This window comes from Methylacidimicrobium sp. B4, from assembly GCF_017310545.1.
Taxonomy (GTDB): domain Bacteria; phylum Verrucomicrobiota; class Verrucomicrobiia; order Methylacidiphilales; family Methylacidiphilaceae; genus Methylacidimicrobium.
Map to the genome: position 1 here is coordinate 2,141,073 of NZ_CP066203.1, position 20,619 is coordinate 2,161,691.

The window sequence follows — 20,619 nt, forward strand, 5'->3', positions numbered from 1 at the left end:
CGTGTGCCGAATCGCCATCGCCCTGCTTGCCGCTGGAATCGTCGGATGGTGCGTGCCGACCGAGGTCTCTGCCGGCTCGGAATCCTGGGAAAGTCGCCTGGTCGACCTGAGGGTCGTAACGAAGAGTGGGAGCGAGCGGGCCCTTCGTGGGATCGTCGTTTCGGCGGATGGCCGGCTGCTTACGGTTTCAGCGGGTCTGGAGGATGCCTCTCGCATTACGGCCAAGCGCTGGAACCTTCGGCCCATCCGCTGCACGGGGTGGCTTGCCGCGGACCCGGGAACGGGTTTGGTGCTCTTGCAGGTGGAAGGGGTCGATCTCTCCGCCGTCCGCATCCTAGCGCCGGACAATTTGCCACCGGAAGGTGGAGAGACCTTTACGGTCCCTCGACCGAGCACGGAGGACCCCAAGGGGGAAGCGGCCTTCCTTCGGATCCCGGCGCCGGAGCTCCCGGCCGGCAGCGGAGAGCTGCTCTGGCTGGGGGGCAAGGTAGAAGAGATCCTGCCGGGGAGCCCGGTCTTCAACGAACGGGATCAGTTCGTCGGCTTGGTACGGATCGTGGATGCCGACAATCACCGCCTGGGAGTGGTGCGTGTGAGCGCGCCGCTGGAGATGCTCGATCGGGCCGACTTGGCGGCGGAGGCGGCGGCCGTGCGGCAGAGCATGGAAAAGCTGGCGGCGCGGGGGCAGGACCCCGCGGTAACCAATAGCCCGGCGTGGCGGGATCTGCAGGGTGCGGTTGGCCCGAAGGAAGCGGAAGCGGCGGCCGATCGGCTCGTCGCGGCCGCTCCCCGGTCCGCGTCGGCCTGGACCGTCGCGGCGTTCGCCTACTTGCAGGGGAGGGCGCTTGAAAAGGCCGAGTTTGCCGCCAAGAAGGTGGTCGCCTTCTTCCCGCAGGATCCGTCGGCGCTGCTGCTCCTCGGGGAGGCCGAAGCGCTCCGGGGCCGCTATGGTCCCGCCATCGACGCCTTTCTGGAGGCCAAGGAGCGGGGAGCTTCGGCAGCGGAGGTTTCGCTGCTCCTTGGGAAGTGCTTTTTCGCGGAGCGGCAGTGGGAGAAGGCGTGCGATGAGTTTCGCGCCTATCTCCGCTTCCGGCCCAGGCATACTTCTGCCTGGCTAGCCCTCGGAGAGGCGCTGCTCAAATCGCAGAGCTGCGAGGAAGCGGCCAAAGCCTATACGCGGGCGGCACGCCTCAATCCCCAGTCGGTTCGCGCCTGGGCGGGGATGGCGGAGAGCTATCGGGTTGCGAAGCGTTGGGAAGACGCGGCTTCCGCCTACACCGAGCTGACCCTGCTCGAGCCGAAGAACAGTGGAGCCTGGTTTAACCTGGGGCTCGCCCTCCTGCACAGCGAGCAGCTCCCTTTTGCCCGCGCGTCCTTCCTTCGGGTCGTTCAGCTCAATCCCAAAGACCGGGAAGGTTGGTTTAACCTTGCGGTGCTGAGCCAGAGGGCCCGGGATGCGCGAACGGCCATTCAAGCCTACCGGAAGGCGCTCGAGATCGATCCGAGCTTCGGCGCGGCCTGGTTTAACCTGGGCGTAGTGCTTCGGGAGATCCGCCGCTACGAAGCGGCGTCCTTGGCCTGGAAGAAGGCCGAGGCCTTTCTTCCCGGCGATGTCCGTCCGGTCGCCAACCTCGCCCTGCTCGAGGAGGCGCTCCACCGTCCTTCGGAGCGGGACCTCGAGCTGCAAAAGCTCGACACCATGGATGCGGGACTCGCCCAGCAGATCCGGTCTCAGATTGCGCTCGGCGCGCGGCAGGCTCAGCAGCAGTAAGGAGAGGGAAGGAGGCGACCGTCTTTTCGCTTGTCGGACCTCTGGAAAAGAAGGCAGGATGCCGGAGCGATGAGATCTTTTCGGCTCGCCCTCGTTCTCGCCTCTTTTCTTGGAATCGAGACTATGCACGCACAGGATCAGCCTCTGCCCCCATCCGGGGCGGGAGAAAGCGCAGGAGAAGAGAAGGTTGTGACGACCCCGTCGGGCCTCAAGTACGTCGACCTCGTGGTAGGCACCGGAAATCCGGTGCAACCGGGGAAGCGGGTGACGGTCGACTACGTGGGGAAGCTGGAAGACGGAAAAGTCTTCGACAGCTCCCACTCTCACGGGAAGCCCTTTACCTTCGTGATGGGCCAGCGAGGAGTGATTGCGGGCTGGACCGAAGGAATCGCCACCATGCGCGAGGGAGGGAAGCGCAACCTGACCATTCCTCCCCAGCTCGGGTATGGGGCGGACGGAGCGGGGGATGTCATTCCTCCCAATGCCGTCCTTCTCTTCGAGATCGAAGTGCTCAAGGTGGAATAGGGAAGAGCAGGTCCTCGTGGCCGGAAAATCAACCCTTTTGTCTTGCGAGCGAGGCTTTCTGCTTGCAGCCTAGGATAGGAATACGGGCATGAAAACCACTCTCATCAGCGCCAAGATCGTACCGGAGCTCCACCGGCAGATCGGCAGCGAGCTCGAGGCTTTCCTGCAATACCTGGCGATCGCGGCCTATTTCGAAAAAGCGGCCTTGCCTCGGCTGGCGGCTCACTTTGCCCAGCAAGCCGAGGAGGAGCGGGGGCATGCAATGCGCTTCCTCCAGTTCCTGGTCGACAATGATACCGATGTAGCGATCCCCGCGGTCCCAGCACCCGAGGCGCACTTCCGCGATGCCGAGCACGCCGTAGCGCTCTCCCTGGAGCGGGAGCTGCGCGTCACGGAGGAGATCCATTCGCTTTTGCGGCTGGCGCGGGAGGAAAACGACTTCACCTCGGAAACCTTTCTTCACTGGTTTGTAAAGGAGCAGCTCGAAGAGGTCTCGACGGTCGATCAACTGCTCAAGATGATCCAGAGGGCCGGCGGGCAACGCCTCTTGCTGATCGAGGATTTTTTGGCTCGCTCCGACCAGCCGAAGTTGGCTAAGGAGACGGGGAGAGAAGGCGGATAGAAAGGATCGCCTGGCGGACACCAGGGTGGGGCTGACGCGCTTGCGCCGGTGTCCGGAGGCGAGTCTTTCCTGGTGCCCGGTCCCTGAGAAGCAACCCCTTGTGCACCCGTAGCTCAATTGGATAGAGCGTTGGCCTCCGGAGCCAAAGGTTGCAGGTTCGACCCCTGCCGGGTGCACCAAGACCGAAACCATCCCCGCCGTTCTCCCGGTTGGAGAGGGTGCCACAACTCCCGAGCCGATCGGGCAATCTGTTTCTTGACAGGATCGGGCGAATTCCGTTCCCTCGCGGGGGGCTGGCGAGCAGTCGGGTAATCTGCTTGCTCCTCCGGAAATCGGATAAAGGAAGGAGGCAAAGAATGAGCTGGGAACAGGTGGGCGCCTTGATCGGGGCCGTCGTCGGCATCGTGTTGATCGGGATCGGCTGGATTGCGCTTCGATTGAAGGCTCTCTATCGCCGCCTGGAGGAGGTAGCGCAGGATCTCCACGAGACGCGGTCCGACCTCGGCGCTTGGGAAAAGGAGCTCCGCACCGTCCGGTCGGAAGCGCAGACCATGCGAGGGGAGCTGCAGAGCACGCGCGGGGAGTTGCAGAACCTCCGATCGGAAATGCACGATCATTGGTCGACGATGGCGAGTGTCAAGCAGGTGCTCCACCGGGAGCTTCCCGATCAGGCGAGCTCCGGCGGGGTGCTGCCCGCGGTCGCCGCCATGGCGGAGCCTGCACCCGCACCCGAGCCCACCCGCGCACCGTCTGTGGCTTCGGCGGGCCAGGGGAAGCCGACGGCGAGCGACTGGCTCTGGCAGGAGACGCTTCGGCGGCTAAGCGGATAGCCGGGCAAGAAACTCCGCGCAGAAATGGCGATAGCTCACGGCACCCACGCTCGAGGGGTCGTAGGTGGTGATCGGCTTTCCGTGGCTCGGCGCTTCGGCGAGCCGGATGGAACGGGGAATGAGCGTCTGGAAGAGAAGATGCGGGACATGGCGGCGCACATCCTCGACGACCTGCTGGCTCAAGTTGGTTCGAACGTCAAACATGGTCATGAGGATGCCGAGCATGCGGACCCTGCTTCCCTCGCCGACGGTGCCGAGCTTGTCGAGAAGGTCGAGGATCTTGGAGAGCCCTTCCAGGGCGTAGTATTCGCACTGGAGCGGAACGAGGACGAGATCGGCGGCGGCAAGGGCATTGGCCATGAGCAGGCCGAGGGAAGGGGGGGTGTCGAGCAAGACGATCTCGTAGTCCTGCGCTTCGCGAAGCGGCTGCAAGGCGCTCCGCAGGTGGAAGAGCGGAGACTCGGAGCCGGCAAAGGCGCTTTCGATTGCGGCGAGCTCGATCTCGGAGGGGAGCAGCTCGAGATGCGGAACGATCGTGGAGACGATCTGCTCGCGAAGCCGCTTCTGGCCCAGGAGGACCGGACGAAGGCTCCCGCCCGGTGCGATCACGCCACCCAACCCGCTGGTGGCATTCGCCTGCGGATCGGTGTCGATCAAGAGGACCCGTTTCCCGAGCTCGGCCAAGCAGGCGGCGAGGTTAATGGCGGTCGTCGTCTTGCCGACTCCCCCTTTTTGGTTCGCGACCGCAATGACGTTCATTGCAGGGGGGGACAGTGCGACAAACTTGACAAGTCGGCAAAATGTTTTTTATGTGCCTGCACTCTTTCTCATGATGATCTCGGTCGAAAACCTGACCAAAGAATATGCGGGATTCCGTGCCGTGCAAGGGATCTCCTTTGCCGTGCAACAAGGAGAGATCGTTGGATTTCTCGGGCCCAACGGCGCCGGCAAGACGACGACGATGCGCATCCTGGCCGGATACCTGCCCCCGACGGGCGGCACAGTAGCCGTCGCTGGCCACGATATCGTGGCGGAGTCCTTGGAAGCGCGGCGGCACGTCGGCTACATGCCGGAAAACGTTCCGCTCTACACCGATCTCCGCGTCAACGAGTATCTCGCCTACCGTGCTCGCCTCAAGGGGGTCAAGGGCAAGAAGGTGGGAGAAAGGGTGGAGGCGGTCAACCGCCTTTGCCATCTCGAGGATGTAAAGAACAAGATCATCGGGAACTTGTCGAAGGGCTACCGGCAGCGGGTCGGACTGGCCGACGCGCTGGTTCATGAGCCCGACCTGCTGATCCTGGATGAGCCGACGATCGGCTTGGATCCGCATCAGATTCGAGCGGTCCGGGATTTGATCCGGTCCTTGGGCGAGCGTCACACGATCTTGCTTTCGAGCCACATCCTCAGCGAGGTGGAGGCGGTTTGTACCCGGGTATTGATCCTGCATCGCGGACGAATCGAGGCCTCGGACACGGCGGAAAATCTCGCTCGCCTGGTGCGGGGGGGCGGCCTGGGGGCGATTCGCGTAGAGGTATCTTGCCCTTCGGAGGAGGCGCGGCGGGAGTTCTCCCGATTGGCGGAGGTCGAAACGGTGCATTGCCGCGAGGAGCGAGAGGGATGGTCGATCCTCGAGATCGCGTCGAAGGGGGGCAAGGATCTTCGAGATGAGATCTTTTCGGTCGTGCAGAGGCAAAACTGGCGTCTTCGGGAAATGTCCCGTGTGCGGGCTTCCCTGGAGGATATTTTCGTGGAGCTGACGCAGGATTGAGTGCGCCGCGCTGGCCCGCCGGCGGGTGGTGCTTCTCCTTCCAGGAAAAGACGGAGAAAAGAGGGATATTCCTTCGGAGCGGCGGTGTCGTCGTGAGCAAGGAAGAAAAGGGAAGCGAATCATGGTGCTTTGGGTTCTGATCCAACGGGAGGTCCGGAGTTTCTTCCACTCTCCGACCGCCTACATCGTCCTCTTTGCCTGTGCGCTGATTCATGGGCTCAACTTCGCCTTTTGGCTCGAGTACATGACGAGCAACAACATCAAGGATTTCACCCTGCTGCAGGCGACGGTGAACTCCTTCTTCTTCTGGTTCCTGCTGCTGATTCAGGCCCCGGTCTTGACCATGCGGAGCTTCGCGGAGGAAAATCGGTCCGGTACGATCGAGATGATCCTGACCGCCCCCGTCCGCGAGTGGGAGCTGGTTCTCGCCAAGTTCGTCGGGGCCATGAGCTTCTTTTGCGTCCTCTGGCTTCCGCTGGCCCTCGATTTCTTCGGGTTGCGGATTCTCTGGGGGCATCCTCTGGGAATGACGGGCAGCATGGATCTGCTCTCCCTGCTCATGCTGCTGCTCCTGGGCAGCCTCTTCCTGGCGATCGGGATTTTCGCCTCGTGCTTGACGCGGAGCCAGATGGTCGCCGCGATTCTCTCCTTCGGGGCGATCTTTGCGATCTTCTCGCTCTCTTTTGTGGTCTATCTCGGCTTGATTGGCCAGACACGCGATCTGGTCACCTATTTTTCCTTCCTCGATCAGATGGACACATTCTCCCGGGGCATCTTCGATTCACGGCCTCTGGTCTTGACCCTTTCGGGCACGGCCCTCTTTCTCTTCCTCACCGAACGCGTCCTCCAGTGGCGACGGCTGCGTTCTTGACGGTTCGTTCATGAAGACTCCCTCCGCTCCTCATCCCCTTCGTCTCCGCCTTCGCCTCAACAACGCGCTGACGATCGTCTTGTCAGTCGCGATCCTCGTGATGGTGAATTACCTGGGCTACAAATACTATTACCGGCAGGACCTCTCGAAGAGCGGGTACTACCAGCTTTCGGAAAAGACGGTGCACATCCTCCGTTCGCTCACCGAGCCCGTGCGGGTCACCGTTTGCCTGGTCAACAATTCGCCGCTCCGGACGGAGATCGATAACCTCCTCCGGCAGTACAAGTATGTGGCGGGCGACAGGCTGCAGATCGAGTACGTCGATCCTGCATTGCACCTCGACCGGGCGGAAGCGCTGGCAAAGCGGCTCAAGTTCGATCTGCGGGAGAATGTGGTGATCTTCGAATATCGTGATCGACATAAGTTTATCAATGATAAGGACATCGTCGATTACGACATGAGCGGGGCCATGCTCGGGCAAGCCCCCCGCGTCAAGAGCTTCAAGGGGGAGCAGCAGTTCACCGCGGCCATTCTCTCCCTGATCGAAGGAAAGCTCCTGAAAGTCTACGTGACCACGGGGCACGGAGAGCGGGAGTTCGGCAACATGAGCGTCCCCGGCGGATACGGGGAGATCGACCTTCGCATCCGGCGCGAGAATGTGGAAACGATCCCGCTCGATCTTGCAGAGTTCCCGTCGGTTCCTTCCGATGCCGATGCGGTCATCGTTGCCGGCCCTAAGGTTCCTTTCCGGGCCCCGGAAGCGGAAGCGATCGCGAAGTATGTCGAGGCGAAGGGGAAGCTCATCGTCCTGGAAGGGGCGGAGAGCGTTTCTGGCCTGGAGCCGTTGCTTGCCAAATACGGGATTCGAATGGATAACGATCAAGTAGTCGCGTTCGGGAAGGTGGGAGGCATGACGGGGGAGATTCTCATTACCACGGCACTGGGTACCCATTATGCGGATCACCCGGCGGTGCGTGGATTGCAGGGGTTGAGCCTGCAGATGCCGGACGCCCGTTCGCTCAGCGTTCTGCCGGAGAAGGGAAATCCGAACGCCCCGAAGGTGATCTCCTTGCTGCAGACGCCCGAGGTCTTTTGGGGAGAGACCGATCCGAAGGAAGTCGCCGACCAGAATCCCAAGCGGGATGCTGGTGTCGATATCCCGGGACCACTGACCCTGGCGATGCTCTATGACGGAGGGGAGGTTCCCGGGCAGGGCATTCATGTGGCCGGAACGCGGATCGTGGCCATCGGGTCGTCCGCATTCCTGGTCAATCAGTATATCGATGGGGTCGGAGTCGACTTTTTCCTGAACATCCTCAACTGGATGCTGAAGAGGGAGATGGCATTGGGAATCTCCCCCAAGGCGGCGCAGGAGTTTTCCCTTTCGATTCCGCAATTTCAGAGACAGTCGGCGAGCAGCTTTGCGCTGGGTGTTGTGCCCTTGGCTTGCGCCCTGCTTGGCGTCGCCGTCTACTTCGCGCGCAGGAAATAGGCCCGGCTTGTGAAACCGTTTCGTTCCGGTCTTGTGCTCTTGTTGGTCACCTTGGCCTTGTTCGGTTACATCGCTCTGGTTGATCGAGGGAAGCAGTCCACCGAGGAGCATCTCCGCACCGAGAAGCAGATTTTCCGCTTCAAGAGCCAGGAGGTACAGTGGCTGCGCATCGTGGCTCCGGACCATTCCGTGACCCTCGAGAGGAAGGAGAACCACTGGTGGATTACGGCACCCATTCGCGCCGAGGCGGATGATTCCGCCGTGGACCGTGTCCTGACCGAGCTCGAGTTCCTGGAGTCGGAGCGGACGATCCCGGCCAAGGAGGTGGGGAGCGGCGACGCCCTCAAGCAGTGGGGGCTGGCGGCACCCAGCCTGACGATCGAGTTTCGATCCGGCAAGGAGTCGTACGGAATTTCGGTCGGGCGCAAGACCGCTGTTCGCGATCTCCTCTACGCGCGGGCCGTACAGGATCCGAATGCGCCGGTCTATCTCGTCAATGCTGCCGTGGTGGACCGGCTCAACAAGACGGCCGACGACCTACGGAACCGGGTGGTCTTTGGCTTCGATAGCCTTTTTGTGGAGCGCTGCGGCGTCGTGCAATCCGGGAGCGCGCCGCTGAGCGTCGAGGTCGTGCGTCAGGGGACCAAATGGCAGCTTCTCAAGCCGCTGACGGCTCGGGCCGATGCGACCAAGGTCGACGAATGGCTTTCCGCCCTCACGACCCTTCGGGTTCGAAAGTTCGTGTCCGACGATGGTGCGGCTCTGAATCCCTACGGTCTGGCGAGCCCGAGCGACCAGATCTGGGTCGAGGAGAAGGGAGAAAAGCCCAAGGAGGAGAGGTTGCTCATCGGCTCGCCTGTCCCCGGCGATTCCAACGAGGTCTATGCCAAGAAGCTCTCGGAGAATGCGGTCTTTACTCTTCCCGCGGCCATGGTCCAGCAGCTCGCCCGAGGCTTTTTTGGCAGCGTCCGGGACCGCCACGTGGTGCCGTCATTTTCCGTGGCCGAAGTGCGTCGCTTTGAGATCGACCAGAATGGGAGGAGCCTGGCCTTCGCCAAGAGGGGATCGGATTGGACGGTCGAGGGTGAGGGCTATAAAGGGGTGATCGATGGGGAACGGGCCGAGGCGTTCCTACGCTCGCTCCGGTCCCTGGAAACCAAGAGCTTCGTCCAGGATGTCCCGTCGGATTTCCGTTCCTTTGGCTTGGATCATCCGGAGGGGAAGGTGATCCTTCAGTCGGTGGAGGCGGGAGGTGCTTCGGCCGCACCCGTTCAGCTTCTTCTCGGGAGGAGCGACAAGGACGGCACCTACGTCAAGAATTCGGTGGAGCCCTTCGTCTACCGGATCGCTTCGCAATGGTTGCAAGAGCTGCCGAAGGATGCATGGCAGTGGAAGAGCTTGGAGGTCGTGCAGCTCCAACCCAAGGAGGTGCAGGAAGTGAGGCTTTCTCTCTCTTCTGGCTCGGTCTCGATCCGCAACACCCCCGATGGGAGAGTGCTGCTCAACGGAACGGAGGGAGGGGCCGCCCCGCAGGCCAAGGCCGTGATCCAGCAGCTCTGTCAACTTCGGGCGGTGCGTTGGCTCGGCCCGCTTCGGCCGGAATTCGGCCTCAGCAAGCCGGAAGCGACCTTGACGATCCAGGCCGCCCGGCTGACGGTCGTCCGTATTGGAGCGCTTCTGCCCGATGGGGGACGGGCGGCGCAGGTCGAGGGGGAAGCGCTGGCCTTCGAGCTTGGCGCGACCGAGTTCAAGGGGCTCGGCGAGCTCGTTCCGGTAGCGACGAAGCCGGCGGCTCCGGGTCACGGGTGACCGAAGGAGCCCCGTCCTCGGGACCGGGGAGCGCCGCCGTTGGGCCTTCGGTTCCGGCATCGGACGGAGAGCCGTTTTCCCGATAGCGCCGCAAGGCCCGGTGAACGAGAAAGAAGGTCGCGCCGGCCGCCGGGAGTCCGAGGAGGATCGAGCCGAGCGTCATCGGCCATCCCCATCGCATCAGGCCTTCCCAGCTGACGACGTCACGGAAACCGAGGTGTCCGACGCGCAGGTTGGGCGCATGGCGGCTATAGCCCAGGAAGAAAGCTCCGATCTGGTATTCGATCCAGAGGAGCCCCGGTACGAAAGGCAAGGCGATGTCATGGGCGGCGACCCCCAGGGCGGCGGCGATCAGATTGGCCCGCAGGGGCCAGGCGGTGACGAGTGCCAGAACCGTCTTGAATCCAAAAAAAGGGGTGAACCCGTAGAAGATGCCGATGGCGAAGCCAAGGGCGATCGGGAAAGGATCGGCACGGAGGTGGAAGAGCTTTTTGTGGGGATGGCGAGCGTGCTCCTGGACAAGGGCTCGAAGCTGACGAAGGCGCAATTTCATGATGCGCGGACACGACGGAGGAAGACCGCTTCCTCCTGGGCACTCTTCCTTCTACCCAAATGCGAGCATCGAAATGCTCGCATCTAGCATCTTCGCTTACGCTGGAAAAGGCAAGCCCTGGGCTGCGGCTAAGCCCCAATGTCCAGGGAGCGCGGAAGGATCCCTTGCAGGAAGATATCGACAAAGGTATCGATCGCCTTCTCTCGGTCGCGCAGCCGCTCGGCTTCGGGAAAGATCGTCTGCACCACCAGGTAGTGGAGGACGATCCCGGCGAAGGCTCGGGCCGTCAGCATCGGGTCGAGCGGGCGAAAGACCCCTTCCCTGCTCCGCGAGAGAACGTAGCTGCCGAGGTATCGGTTGAACATTTCGATATAGGCTTCGAAGAACATTCGCGAAAGGCTGTGGCCCTCAAGCCCGCTGAAATAGAAGAGACGCAAGAATTGCGGATCGTCTTCGACCGAGGCGAACATCTCCCGGGCGATCTCTCGGAGGATGGTTTGCGGACTGTCGCTCGTATCCGCGGCGCGGCGGAGCCGTTCGAGGAGCGGGGCGAGCTTCTCGATCTTTTTTTCGATGATGGCCGCGTAGAGCCCCTCCTTGCTCGGGAAGTGGCGGTAGATGAGCGCTTCGTTGACCTGCGCCAGGTCGGCGATCATCCGGGTGGTGGTCCCCTTGAAGCCGTGCGCCGCGAAGAGAGAGGTCGCGGCAGCGATGATCTTGTCCCGGCTCCCCGAGGCACGGACCGGAGGAAGAGAGGTTGACATGGACAAGCGGGGCTAGATAAGTAATCATTTACTTTCACTCCACGTCAAGATCCGATCCCGCCGTCGAAGCTCTCCGATATGGCACTCTCTCGCAATGAAACCGAGCCGGCCGCTCCCGCGAAGAGCGGCACGTCTCCGGAGCGAGGGGATTCGGCAAGCGCACGTCCGTCTCGCGCTTCGGGCCTGCGCGGGTGGGCGGCATTTCTCCTATGGGCGCTGGTCGGCGGAGTCGGAGCGGTCCTGACACTTCGGTTTCTTGTCTCCTTCCTTGCGAGCGAGACGACCGACGACGCGTTTATCGCTGGCCACATGATCCGGGTCTCGCCCAAGGTCGCGGGACATGTCGTGGGCTACCACATCGATGACAACATGGAGGTGAAAAAGGGCCAGCTCCTCATCGAGATCGACCCGAGGGATTTCCAGGCGCGGGTAGCCTTGGCGCAGGCAAACCGGGATTGGGCTGACACCGAATGGAAAAGGATGGCGCAGCTGGTGCGCAGCGCCTCGGTCTCGCAATTGCAGCTCGATGGCGCCTGGGCCGCGAAGCTCTCGACCGAGGCCTACCTTCGCCTCACCGAGCTGCAGTTGGGCTACACGCGGGTCTTCGCCCCGGAAGACGGTCGGATTACGCAGAGAACCGTCGAAAAGGGGCAGTATGTTCAAGTGGGTGAGACGCTCTTCTCGATCGTACCTTCCCACGTCTGGGTGGTGGCCAACTACAAGGAGACGCAGCTGACGGAGATCCGTCCGGGCCAGCCCGTGCTCTTCCGGATCGATGCCTATCCGGACCATCGGTACAAAGGGCACGTGGATAGCCTCCAGCGCGGCAGCGGTGCCCAGTTCAGCCTGCTGCCTCCCGAAAACGCTACGGGGAACTATGTCAAGGTGGTGCAGCGGGTCCCGGTGAAGATCCTCTTCGATGAGCCGATTCTCCCGGGAGAGACCGTGGGTCCCGGAATGTCGGTCGTCCCTTCGGTTCAGATCCGCACGATTACGGCGACGCCCGTCTGGGAGGCCTTGGCGGCGATGGCAGGGGCTCTGACGGGGATTCTGCTCGCGTTCCTGCTTGCCCGCCGAGGAAAAAACGGTTCTCAAGGTGGCTGAAACCTTCTACGCTCCCTTCGGTGCAAAGCCGATGCGGCTCGGCACTTGAGGTGAAGATCGAGTCGTTCAAGAGGCGCTTGTACCGATTTCAGCCCTTCCTGCATCGCCTTGTGCGCCCCTCTCCCTCGGGGAGGGGTGTGGGGCTCTTTGCTCTTGCTTCCCTGGGGGCTCTTTACCTGCTCGAGTGCGGGAGCCCGGTTATCTTTGATGACAACGAAGGGCTCTACGCCGGCGCGGCGCACGAGATGCGGGCGCGGGGAGATTGGATCGTTCCCACGCTCGACGGCATGCCCCGCTGCCAGAAGCCCCCGCTGGTCTACTGGCTGATCCTGCTCAGCACGAGCCTCTTCGGGGAAAACGAGCTTGCCGTGCGGCTGCCCCAGGCGCTGGCCAGCCTCCTCTGGATGGCGGCGACCTATCGCCTCGGGGCCGCTCTCGGGGGGCAGAGCCTGGGGCAGATGGCCGCCCTGATTCTGGGCACGGCATTCGGTTCCTTTGTCTTCGGCCATATCATCATGCCCGAGATCTTCCTCGCAGCCTCGATCGCCTGGAGCTTCTGGTTCCTCTGGAAGGCCCTGACCGGAAAAGAGAAGGATCGCTATGGGATCGGCCTCTGGGCATCGATGGCCTTCGGGGCGATGGCCAAGGGCCTGCATGCCCTCATTTATCCTTTGTTGGTCGCTGGGCTCCTGGCGCTCTTCTCCCGGACCCTACGGAAGGAGGTTCGGCACCTCTTTCCGTGGCAGGGCATCGCTCTCTTCCTCCTCCTCGTTGCTCCATGGTATCTGGCCATGGAAGGAAGACTTCCCGGATTCCTCCAGGAACATTTCGGTAACGAGCAGCTCGGCCATGCGGTCAACCATCGAATCCCTCCGGATGCGGGAACGGTCCACCTGCCGATCTTCCTGGGCGAGCAGATCATCTTCCTCCTCCCCTGGAGCCTCTTTGGGGGGGCTCTCCTCTTCTCGGTCCTCTTCCCCGTCCCAAGAGCGGCTCCCGCAGTTTTGGAGGAGCAGCCGGTCGGGCTCTTGCTCGGACTTTGGATCCTCCTCACCTTTCTTTCTCTGCTTCCGTCCTCGCTGCAGGACTACTACGCGCTAGGCTGCTTTCCCGCATTGGCCCTCCTTTTGGCTCGTCCGTTTTGCGAGGTCCGGGAAGGCCGCCCTCATTGGACGTTTTGGATCCCGTTTGCCGCAGTCGCCGGACTCGCGGTGGCTGCGGCGATTGCGGGCATCGCCTACGGGACGAACGAGGGTCTTGGCCGTCCTTCGATCGTTGCGTCTCCGGTCGATCAGCGGGACAACTTCCTCGCGGCGATCTTCGGATTTTCCTTCAACACTTGGCGGGCGTTCGTGCCGCTTTTGCTGTGGGCGAGCGCCAGCCTCTTCCTTGGAGGGACGGCCGGGCTCTGGCTCGCCTGGCACGGAAAGCGGCTCGCATCCGGGATCTGTCTCGCCCTCGCCATGCTTCTGCCCCTGAAAGAGGCCGGGGCAGGGTTTCGGCTGATGGGCGATTACTTCTCCTCCGAGAAGATCGCTCGCTATCTCAACAGGCTCGCGACGACGGATCGGAGGATCGTTGCGGACGGGGAACCCAATTTTTCCTCGAGCCTCTTTTTTTATCTCCAAGGCGACCGGGTATACTGGGTTCACTCCTCATCGGCCTCCTCCTTCTCGTTGCGGAGCTCGCCGGAAGGCCGGAAGCTCTACCTCTCGGAAGCGGAGTTTCTCGAGCTTTGGGCGGGAGAGCGGACGGTCTATTGGATCTGCGAAGAGTCGGCCATGAAGCATTGGAAGCGGATCTTGGATGAGAAAACTCCGAGCTGGAGCATCGTTCTCCGTTGCGGAACGCGGGTCTTGGCCGTAAATCGTCTGCAGGGAGGTCTTCCGGACCATGATTAGTCGAGAGCAGATGGAAGAGGCGATTCGCCTCTTCCAGGAAGAAGACGAACGGTGGAGGGGCATCGTCGATCAGATGTCCAAAGAGGAGCAGACCCAATTCTACCTTGCCGTCGAGGGGACATCCGGGCGCTGGATTGGATCGGATTCTCTCCTCGAGGACGATCCGGAGGATTAGACGCTTCCGCCGGTGATTCGGTCGTGGGCCCACTCGAAGATCGGCGAAAGGCGCGGCGGCAGCAGCTGGCGGGCCTCTTCGGCGGCCACCCAGCGAAATTCCTGATGCTCCGGCTTCCCGAGCTCGGGGTTGATGCCCAGAGTGACGTTGCTGGTTGGAGTTTCGGCCAGGTAGTAGCGGGCGATCTTCCCTCGGCCATAGGGTGCGGTCTCTCGAAACTCTTCGTTCCAAGGAAAGCGGAGAGTCCGGATCCCGGTTTCCTCGAAAACTTCGCGACGCGCCGCGGCGAAGGGTTCCTCGCCCGGCTCCACGACCCCCTTCGGGAAGTCCCAGTGGCGAAAGGCGCGCAGGAGAAGGTAGCGGGGCTCCCTTCCTTTCCAATGATAGACGATGGCACCGGCGGAGAGACGGGGTGCGGAGAGGCTCGGGCTCACCGCTGCCGCCCGGGGAGGTGGAGGGCTTCGAGCAGATTGGTTGCGGCCGCGTCACGGTCCGCCAGTGGAGGCAGCCCGAAGCGCCATTCCAGGAAGCGGAGGAAGGAGGTGGTGTCGTAGACGTGGTGATCGACCCCGCCCTTTTCGGAGTAGGGCGAGATCAGCACGGCCGGGATCCGGGTTCCGGGACCCCACCGGTCCCCCCGCGGCGGTGGAAGATGATCCCAGAAGCCTCCATATTCGTCGTAGGTCAGGAGGATGACGCAGCGGGGCCAGTAGCGGGAGGCCTGGATGGCCCGAATGAGGGAGACGACATGCTTCTGCCCTTCCTCCACGTTGGAATAACCGGGGTGCTCGCTCTGGATGCCGAGCGGCTTGATGAAGCAGACCGAAGGCAAGCGATCGCTCTGAAGGTCAGCCAGGAAATCGCTTTCGTCCTTGAGGTGGAGCGTCCGCTCTCGGCTGCCGGGACCGTAGCGGGCGAAGTAGGCGAAGGGCTGGTGGTGAAATTGGAAGGTGGGCGCCGGATGTCCGGCGAGCGCATCCCTCCATCCGCCGGAGTACCAGGCCCAGCTCACCCCCGCTTCGCTCAGTCGGTCGCCGATCGTCGGCATGGAAAGCGGAGGAAGGAGCTGTGCCACCGGAGTGGAGGGGCGGTGCGGGGCGCCAGCCCCTTCGACGGTGCCAACGACATAGCCGTCCGGGGTGACCCTTCCATCGCGCCTCAGGCCGACGAGATGGCCATCCTCATCGAAGGCGGGTTCGGCCACCCATTCCGCCGGAGGATGCGCCCAGGAAGGAGTCTGGGCGGCCACGAGCCACATATGGTTGAGGAAGGAGCCTCCGAAGGCGGCCTGGAAGAAATGGTCGAGCACGGTGTATTCCCGGGCGATCGGATAGATCGGCAGCCGATCGGTCGCGTAATAGCCCATGGGCAGGGCGCCGGTCGTTCCCCAGGCGACGTAGCCGCTGCCGACGCCGCCGGCGATTTGAAGCTGGTTCCGGTAGAAGGAATGGATCGGGTCAGGAATCGCGTCGCGCAGGGAAACGTAGGAGAGGAGGGGAAAGGGATGGTTGGGAAGGTGCCTCGGAAATCGCCGATCCGCACTTTGACCCTCCCGGACCGGCGGAAGACGCTCGTAGGGGAGTCCGAAACGATCGATTTGCACCCCCGCCGCCGCAGCCTTGGGAATACCGTCGGCGCCGGGAAACTCTCCGAAAAGATTATCGAAGCTGTGATTTTCCTGGTAAAGGAGGACGACATGATCGATCGGGGGTGCGGGAGCGGGCGCTTCATTCGCCGCAAGGGCGATCCCCGCAAGCGGGAGGCCGGCAATTCCACGAAGGAGAAGACGGGAGGCCGGAGCGCACCACTCGCTCGTCCGCCTGGCGACCGCAGCGAAGAACCGCCTCAGCCGGAGCATGGAAGGTGAGAATGGAGAAAAGCTTTCGGGAACGCAAGCGCGCAGCGGCCGGCGCCTCTTCCCGGTGGATGTCACGCTGGGCTGCGGGGCTGATCGTACTCGGGGGGTTGGGACCGGTGCACAGCTGGGGCCAAGCGGCGCCGTCCCCGCAGGTGCGCGATCTTCCGCCGCTCCGCACGCATGGGGAGCCCAATGCGCAGGCGCCGATCCCCGAGCTTCGCGCGCTCGTCGAGCGGTTCTTCAAGGATCTCATCGCCGGAGAGATTCAGAAGGCGTTCCAGGACCTGCTCGTCACGAGCCGGCTGAGCAGCCGGCATGAGAATGTCTCGGTGCTGATGGACAAGACCGCGCAGGCGTTTACCTACTATGGGAAAGCGACCGGATTCGAACCATACGACACCCGGGCGGTCGGTGGCCGCCTCTACGTGGTGACCTATCTCCTGGATCTCGATCTCCAGCCGCTCCGCTGGCGATTTGTCTACTATCGCCCCGAAGAGGCCTGGAAGCTGATCGACATTCGGGTAGATGACGCGCTGGAAGACCTGATCAGTCGGTGACCTTGGCCGTCAACGTCCCGCGCAGGGCCTCCTCGACCGGCTTCGGAACGAAGCAGGAGACGGGCCCTCCGAGCCGGGAGATTTCCTTGACGAGCGAGGAGCTCAGGTAGATGAACGAATCGCGCGGCATCAGGAAGACCGTTTCGATCTCTGGCGCGATCTTCCGGTTCATGAGCGCGAGCTGAAACTCGAATTCAAAATCGGAAACCGCCCGGAGTCCCCGGATGACGGCGTGAATCCCGAGCTCCTTGGCGAAGTCCACCGTCAGGGCATGAAACGGAAGGACGCGCACCGGGCGCGGAAAGGCGGCCACCGCCTGCTCGGCGAGCCGCACGCGCTGCGCGAGAGGAAAAAGGGGAGCTTTGGTCGATTGCGCCGCGACACCCACGACCACCTCATCGAAGAGAGCCTGCGCCCGTTCGATGATGTCGAGGTGGCCAAAGGTGATCGGGTCGAAGGTTCCCGGATAGAGCGCCTTGCGGGAGGGCATGGGGGGTCATGGTTGCCGTGCGATGTCGGCACCGACGGCGCGCAGCTTGGCATCGATCTGTTCATAGCCGCGGTCGATGTGGTAGACGCGGCTGACGGTCGTGGTGTTTTCGGCCTGAAGTCCCGCAAGAACGAGGGCGGCGGACGCTCGCAGGTCCGAGGCCATGACGGGGGCTCCGCTCAGCCGGGGGATTCCGTCGATGACGGCCACGTTGGCAAGGAGATCCGCATGGGCGCCCATGCGCTTGAGCTCGCTGATGTGCATGAAACGAGTCGGGAAGATGTCGTCCGCGATCTGGCTGCGACCGGGAACCGTTACCGCGAGGGCGCAAAACTGAGCCTGCATGTCGGTCGGGAAACCCGGATAGGTGCTTGTCCGTAATTGGAACGGACGCAACGGATCGCAGGCTCGCACGCGCAGGCCGCCTTCCTCCTCTACTACCGAGACGCCAGCCTCCCGCAACGCGGAGATCGTGCTGCCCATGTGCTCGGCCGGGGCCTTGGCGAGCAGTAGCTCGCCGCGGGTGATCGCCGCGGCAACCGCAAAGGTTCCCGCCTCGATTCGATCCGAGATGACCGTGTGCTCCGCGCCATGCAGCGCATCGACTCCTTCGATTTCCAAGCGGCCCGTGCCCTCTCCCCGAATCCTCGCCCCCATCGAGCGGAGAAACCGGGCGAGATCGGCGACCTCGGGCTCCGAGGCGGCATCCTCGATGATCGTCGTTCCGCGGGCCAGGGATGCGGCCATCATGACGTTGTCCGTTCCCAGCACCGTCGATCCATGAGGGCCACGAAGGGCAATCCGGGCTCCGACGAGCTCCGAGGCTTCGGCAATGACATATCCTTTGGAGAGAACGATGCGGCTCCCGAGTGCTTCGAGGCCACGGAGGTGGAGATCGATCGGCCGGTCGCCGATCACGCAGCCTCCGGGAAGGGAGACCTTGGTGCGGCCGCAGCGGGCGAGGAGGGGGCCTAGGACGCAAACCGAGGCGCGCATGCGGCGAACCAGGTCGTAGGGCGCTTCCCAGGCGACCTTCTTCGCCTCCACCGTTACCGTGCCGTCCGCAAATTCCACCTCCGCCCCGAGATAACGGAGCATGTCGAGCATGTAGCGGATGTCGCTCAGGTCGGGTACCCGGTGAAGGACGCACCGTTCTCGTGTCAGCAGAGTCGCGGCGAGGATGGGAAGGGATGAGTTCTTCGAGCCGCTGACCGAAACGGTACCCCGAAGGACGTTTCCTCCGTGAATGGCAAATTTATCCACGGGATTCTCCCACAACGATGCGCGTCATCCCCGTGAGGTCTTTTAGCGATCTCGATCGGAAAAAGCCAGCGTGGTCGAGAAGTGGACCCACTTTCTCCGCCTGGCCGTCTCCCACTTCCAAGGCGAGTGCGCGGCTCCGCCCCGCGGCTTGGGCGATCAGCGAGCGGATGAGCCGCAATCCATCCGGGCCTCCGTCGAGCGCCTTGCGGGGCTCGTATCGGACGTTCCTCGGTAGCCGGGCGAGCTCACTCGTGGGAATGTAGGGAAGGTTGGCGACGATCAAGGCAAAAGCCGCTTCCGGAGCCGGGTGCAGCAGGTCGGCCTGATAAAAAATGATCTTGGCTCGCCCGCGCGCATTTTCCTCGGCCACCGCGAGGGCCGAGGGATCGAGATCGGAGGCGTAGACGCGTCGGTCGGTTGCCCGGCAAGCCAGAGAGATGGCGAGGGCTCCCGACCCCGTTCCGACGTCGAGAACCGGTCCTGGCGGCAGGGTTTCCAGGAGCTCGGTCGCAGCTTCGAGCAAGAGCTCGGTCTCGGGTCGTGGGATCAGCGTCGATGGGGTGACGCAGAAGCGCTGCCCGGCAAACTCAACGCTTCCCAAGACATAGGCCAGCGGCTCTCCCTCTACGCAGCGAGCGGTCCACGCTTCGACGCGGTGGAGGCAATCGGGGGAGATCGTCCGTTCGGGCTCGAGGTAGAGCGAGAGCGGGGGAATGCCAAGCGCTTCGGCCAGGAGCCATTGCGCCGTGCTTCGAGGCGATTCCGCGGCGGCCCGGGTCAGCCGGTCGATCGTCCGCCGGAGTAAGCCGATCCGGGTCACGGCGTCGTGCGTGGGGCAGCTGCCGCCGTCGTCTCCTCGGCAGCCAAGCGCTCTTCCATCTCTCTTTCCGCCAGGACCTCGAGCAGCGGCTCGATGTTTCCATCCAGAACGGAAGCCAGGCCATGGAAGGTAACCGGGATCCGGTGATCGGTGACTCGGTCTTGCGGAAAGTTATAGGTGCGAATCTTCTCGTGCCGGTCCCCGCTGCCGATGAGGCTGCGTCGTTCGGAAGAGAGCCTGGCCCTTTCTTCCTGCTGCTTTTGCGCCAGAAGCCGGGTCCGCAGAATCGTGATCGCCTTTTCTCGATTCTTGATTTGGGACCGTCCCTCTTGGCAGCGGACGATGAGCCCGGTAGGGATGTGGAGGACTTGGACAGCCGAGTCGGTCGTGTTTACGCCCTGCCCTCCGGGCCCTCCCGCGCGACAGACCTCGATGCGAAGGTCTTCTGGCTTGAGGACGACGTCGACCTCCCCTGCCTCCGGCAGGACGGCCACCGTCGCCGTCGAGGTATGGACCCGTCCCTGCGACTCCGTCGCAGGCACCCGCTGCACCCGGTGGACTCCGCTCTCAAAGCGGAGCTGGCGGTAGACGCCTTCCCCCGCAATCTCCACGATGATCTCTTTTAATCCCCCCAGGTCGCTGGGGGCGAGGCTCATGGGGTTGAGCCGCCACCCGCGCTTCTCCGCATAGCGGCTATACATACGGTAAAGGTCCGCCGCGAAAAGAGCGGCCTCCTCTCCGCCAGTACCCGCTCGAATTTCGAGCATGGTATTCCGGGACTCGTTCTCGTCTCCCGGCAAAAGGGCCAACAACAGCTGGCGATGCGCCGCCTGCGCCTCCAGGCGCGCCTGAGCGAGCTCCTCTTCGGCCAAGCGCTGCAGCTCGGGATCCTCCGCCTCTTGGAGCAAGGCTTCGAGCGATCCGACCTTTTCTTGCGCGGAGAGCCAAAGCCCGTGATGCCCGAACGCCTCCTTCAAGCGAGCATGCTCCCGGGTGAGCTCGGCGGCTCGCGCCGGCTGGGCATAGATCTCCCCGCGGGAGAGGATCTCCTCGAGCTCTTCATAGCGCTCGCGAAGACGAGAGACGTAGCCGCTCAGGTCCATAGAGAGAAGGAAGCCCGATGAAACAGGAGCCCGAGCATCCGCAACCGGCCCGAAGCAAGGGCGGTCGTGCGAAGGCAGGCGATCGCTATTTCTTGGCCTTCTTCAGCGCCTTGGAACCGGCTGCAGCCAGATCCGGCATCTTGTTTCCAAAGCGGCGCATGAACTTTTCCACCCGTCCCGCCGTGTCGATCAGCTTCTGCTGCCCGGTAAAGAGGGGATGGCAAGACGAGCAGATTCCCAACCGAAGCCGATTCTTGGTGGAGCGGGTGTGGTAGACCGCCCCGCAGGCGCAGGTGATCGTGGTCTCCGCATACTCGGGGTGAATGTTTGCCTTCATCGTAAC

22 protein-coding genes and 1 tRNA gene are annotated in these 20,619 nt (G+C 63.0%); 13 read left to right on the plus strand and 10 right to left on the minus strand.

Going from position 1 to position 20,619, the window contains the following annotated elements:
- The first annotated feature begins 1 nt into the window (after position 1).
- The 5 genes from MacB4_RS09995 to MacB4_RS10015 all read left to right on the plus strand — a co-directional run bounded on the left by MacB4_RS09995 (position 2) and on the right by MacB4_RS10015 (position 3,748).
- Complete coding sequence (locus MacB4_RS09995) at positions 2 to 1,771, plus strand: tetratricopeptide repeat protein (RefSeq protein WP_206863676.1); 1,770 nt, start codon at positions 2 to 4, stop codon at positions 1,769 to 1,771.
- Between the two features lie 123 nt (positions 1,772 to 1,894).
- The gene (locus MacB4_RS10000; RefSeq protein ID WP_370569365.1) at positions 1,895 to 2,296 is read left to right on the plus strand and encodes an FKBP-type peptidyl-prolyl cis-trans isomerase; all 402 of its coding nucleotides are present in this window, start codon (positions 1,895 to 1,897) and stop codon (positions 2,294 to 2,296) included.
- Between the two features lie 88 nt (positions 2,297 to 2,384).
- Positions 2,385 to 2,918 (plus strand): ferritin, encoded by a 534-nt coding sequence (locus MacB4_RS10005; RefSeq protein WP_206863678.1) that lies wholly within the window; start codon positions 2,385 to 2,387, stop codon positions 2,916 to 2,918.
- Positions 2,919 to 3,020: 102 nt separating this feature from the next.
- Positions 3,021 to 3,097: transfer RNA gene (locus MacB4_RS10010), tRNA-Arg, on the plus strand.
- Between the two features lie 177 nt (positions 3,098 to 3,274).
- Positions 3,275 to 3,748, plus strand: a complete 474-nt coding sequence (locus tag MacB4_RS10015) for a hypothetical protein (RefSeq protein WP_206863679.1) — start codon at positions 3,275 to 3,277, stop codon at positions 3,746 to 3,748.
- Here MacB4_RS10015 and MacB4_RS10020 read toward each other — a convergent pair.
- Entirely contained in the window at positions 3,737 to 4,507 is a 771-nt protein-coding gene (locus MacB4_RS10020; protein ID WP_206863680.1) for a ParA family protein, read from the minus strand. The genes MacB4_RS10015 and MacB4_RS10020 overlap by 12 nt on opposite strands.
- Before the next feature lie 73 nt (positions 4,508 to 4,580).
- Here MacB4_RS10020 and MacB4_RS10025 point away from each other — a divergent pair, with 73 nt between their 5' ends.
- The 4 genes from MacB4_RS10025 to MacB4_RS10040 all read left to right on the plus strand — a co-directional run bounded on the left by MacB4_RS10025 (position 4,581) and on the right by MacB4_RS10040 (position 9,688).
- Positions 4,581 to 5,516 (plus strand): ABC transporter ATP-binding protein, encoded by a 936-nt coding sequence (locus tag MacB4_RS10025; protein WP_206865033.1) that lies wholly within the window; start codon positions 4,581 to 4,583, stop codon positions 5,514 to 5,516.
- A 121-nt stretch (positions 5,517 to 5,637) separates the two neighbouring features.
- The gene (locus MacB4_RS10030; protein ID WP_206863681.1) at positions 5,638 to 6,387 is read left to right on the plus strand and encodes an ABC transporter permease; all 750 of its coding nucleotides are present in this window, start codon (positions 5,638 to 5,640) and stop codon (positions 6,385 to 6,387) included.
- Between the two features lie 10 nt (positions 6,388 to 6,397).
- Entirely contained in the window at positions 6,398 to 7,879 is a 1,482-nt protein-coding gene (locus MacB4_RS10035; protein WP_206863682.1) for a GldG family protein, read from the plus strand.
- Positions 7,880 to 7,888: 9 nt separating this feature from the next.
- Positions 7,889 to 9,688 (plus strand): DUF4340 domain-containing protein, encoded by a 1,800-nt coding sequence (locus MacB4_RS10040; RefSeq protein WP_206863683.1) that lies wholly within the window; start codon positions 7,889 to 7,891, stop codon positions 9,686 to 9,688.
- Here the strand turns inward: MacB4_RS10040 and MacB4_RS10045 are convergent.
- The gene (locus MacB4_RS10045) at positions 9,627 to 10,241 is read right to left on the minus strand and encodes a DUF2062 domain-containing protein (protein ID WP_206863684.1); all 615 of its coding nucleotides are present in this window, start codon (positions 10,239 to 10,241) and stop codon (positions 9,627 to 9,629) included. The two genes, MacB4_RS10040 and MacB4_RS10045, sit on opposite strands and share 62 nt — an antisense overlap.
- 128 nt (positions 10,242 to 10,369) lie before the next feature.
- A complete protein-coding gene (locus tag MacB4_RS10050; protein ID WP_206863685.1) occupies positions 10,370 to 11,005 on the minus strand; it encodes a TetR/AcrR family transcriptional regulator in 636 nt (211 codons plus the stop codon).
- A gap of 78 nt (positions 11,006 to 11,083) precedes the next feature.
- Between MacB4_RS10050 and MacB4_RS10055 the strand changes: the two genes are divergently transcribed.
- Genes MacB4_RS10055 through MacB4_RS10065 form a run of 3 tightly spaced genes read left to right on the plus strand, consistent with a single transcriptional unit; the run spans position 11,084 to position 14,185 of the window.
- Positions 11,084 to 12,109, plus strand: a complete 1,026-nt coding sequence (locus MacB4_RS10055; RefSeq protein WP_206863686.1) for an HlyD family secretion protein — start codon at positions 11,084 to 11,086, stop codon at positions 12,107 to 12,109.
- A gap of 50 nt (positions 12,110 to 12,159) precedes the next feature.
- Positions 12,160 to 14,010, plus strand: a complete 1,851-nt coding sequence (locus MacB4_RS10060) for a glycosyltransferase family 39 protein (RefSeq protein ID WP_206863687.1) — start codon at positions 12,160 to 12,162, stop codon at positions 14,008 to 14,010.
- Entirely contained in the window at positions 14,003 to 14,185 is a 183-nt protein-coding gene (locus tag MacB4_RS10065; protein ID WP_206863688.1) for a hypothetical protein, read from the plus strand. Before MacB4_RS10060 ends, MacB4_RS10065 begins: the two co-directional genes overlap by 8 nt.
- Here MacB4_RS10065 and MacB4_RS10070 read toward each other — a convergent pair.
- Positions 14,182 to 14,619 carry a bis(5'-nucleosyl)-tetraphosphatase gene (locus MacB4_RS10070; RefSeq protein ID WP_206863689.1) on the minus strand — a complete coding sequence of 146 codons (438 nt, stop codon included), beginning with the start codon at positions 14,617 to 14,619 and terminating at the stop codon, positions 14,182 to 14,184. The two genes, MacB4_RS10065 and MacB4_RS10070, sit on opposite strands and share 4 nt — an antisense overlap.
- Complete coding sequence (gene acpA, locus MacB4_RS10075; RefSeq protein ID WP_206863690.1) at positions 14,616 to 16,043, minus strand: acid phosphatase; 1,428 nt, start codon at positions 16,041 to 16,043, stop codon at positions 14,616 to 14,618. The genes MacB4_RS10070 and acpA overlap by 4 nt, the downstream gene beginning before the upstream one ends.
- A 68-nt stretch (positions 16,044 to 16,111) precedes the next feature.
- Between acpA and MacB4_RS10080 the strand changes: the two genes are divergently transcribed.
- On the plus strand, positions 16,112 to 16,600 hold the full coding sequence (locus MacB4_RS10080; RefSeq protein ID WP_242529236.1) for a hypothetical protein: 489 nt from the start codon (positions 16,112 to 16,114) through the stop codon (positions 16,598 to 16,600).
- Here MacB4_RS10080 and coaD read toward each other — a convergent pair.
- From coaD to rpmE, 5 genes are all read right to left on the minus strand, one after another.
- On the minus strand, positions 16,590 to 17,090 hold the full coding sequence (coaD, locus tag MacB4_RS10085; RefSeq protein WP_206863691.1) for a pantetheine-phosphate adenylyltransferase: 501 nt from the start codon (positions 17,088 to 17,090) through the stop codon (positions 16,590 to 16,592). The two genes, MacB4_RS10080 and coaD, sit on opposite strands and share 11 nt — an antisense overlap.
- A gap of 6 nt (positions 17,091 to 17,096) precedes the next feature.
- On the minus strand, positions 17,097 to 18,353 hold the full coding sequence (gene murA, locus MacB4_RS10090; RefSeq protein WP_206863692.1) for a UDP-N-acetylglucosamine 1-carboxyvinyltransferase: 1,257 nt from the start codon (positions 18,351 to 18,353) through the stop codon (positions 17,097 to 17,099).
- Positions 18,346 to 19,173 (minus strand): peptide chain release factor N(5)-glutamine methyltransferase, encoded by an 828-nt coding sequence (gene prmC / locus MacB4_RS10095; RefSeq protein ID WP_206863693.1) that lies wholly within the window; start codon positions 19,171 to 19,173, stop codon positions 18,346 to 18,348. The genes murA and prmC overlap by 8 nt, the downstream gene beginning before the upstream one ends.
- Positions 19,170 to 20,276 carry a peptide chain release factor 1 gene (prfA, locus tag MacB4_RS10100; protein WP_206863694.1) on the minus strand — a complete coding sequence of 369 codons (1,107 nt, stop codon included), beginning with the start codon at positions 20,274 to 20,276 and terminating at the stop codon, positions 19,170 to 19,172. The genes prmC and prfA overlap by 4 nt, the downstream gene beginning before the upstream one ends.
- An 85-nt stretch (positions 20,277 to 20,361) precedes the next feature.
- Positions 20,362 to 20,613 carry a 50S ribosomal protein L31 gene (gene rpmE / locus MacB4_RS10105; RefSeq protein WP_206863695.1) on the minus strand — a complete coding sequence of 84 codons (252 nt, stop codon included), beginning with the start codon at positions 20,611 to 20,613 and terminating at the stop codon, positions 20,362 to 20,364.
- Positions 20,614 to 20,619: the final 6 nt, after the last annotated feature.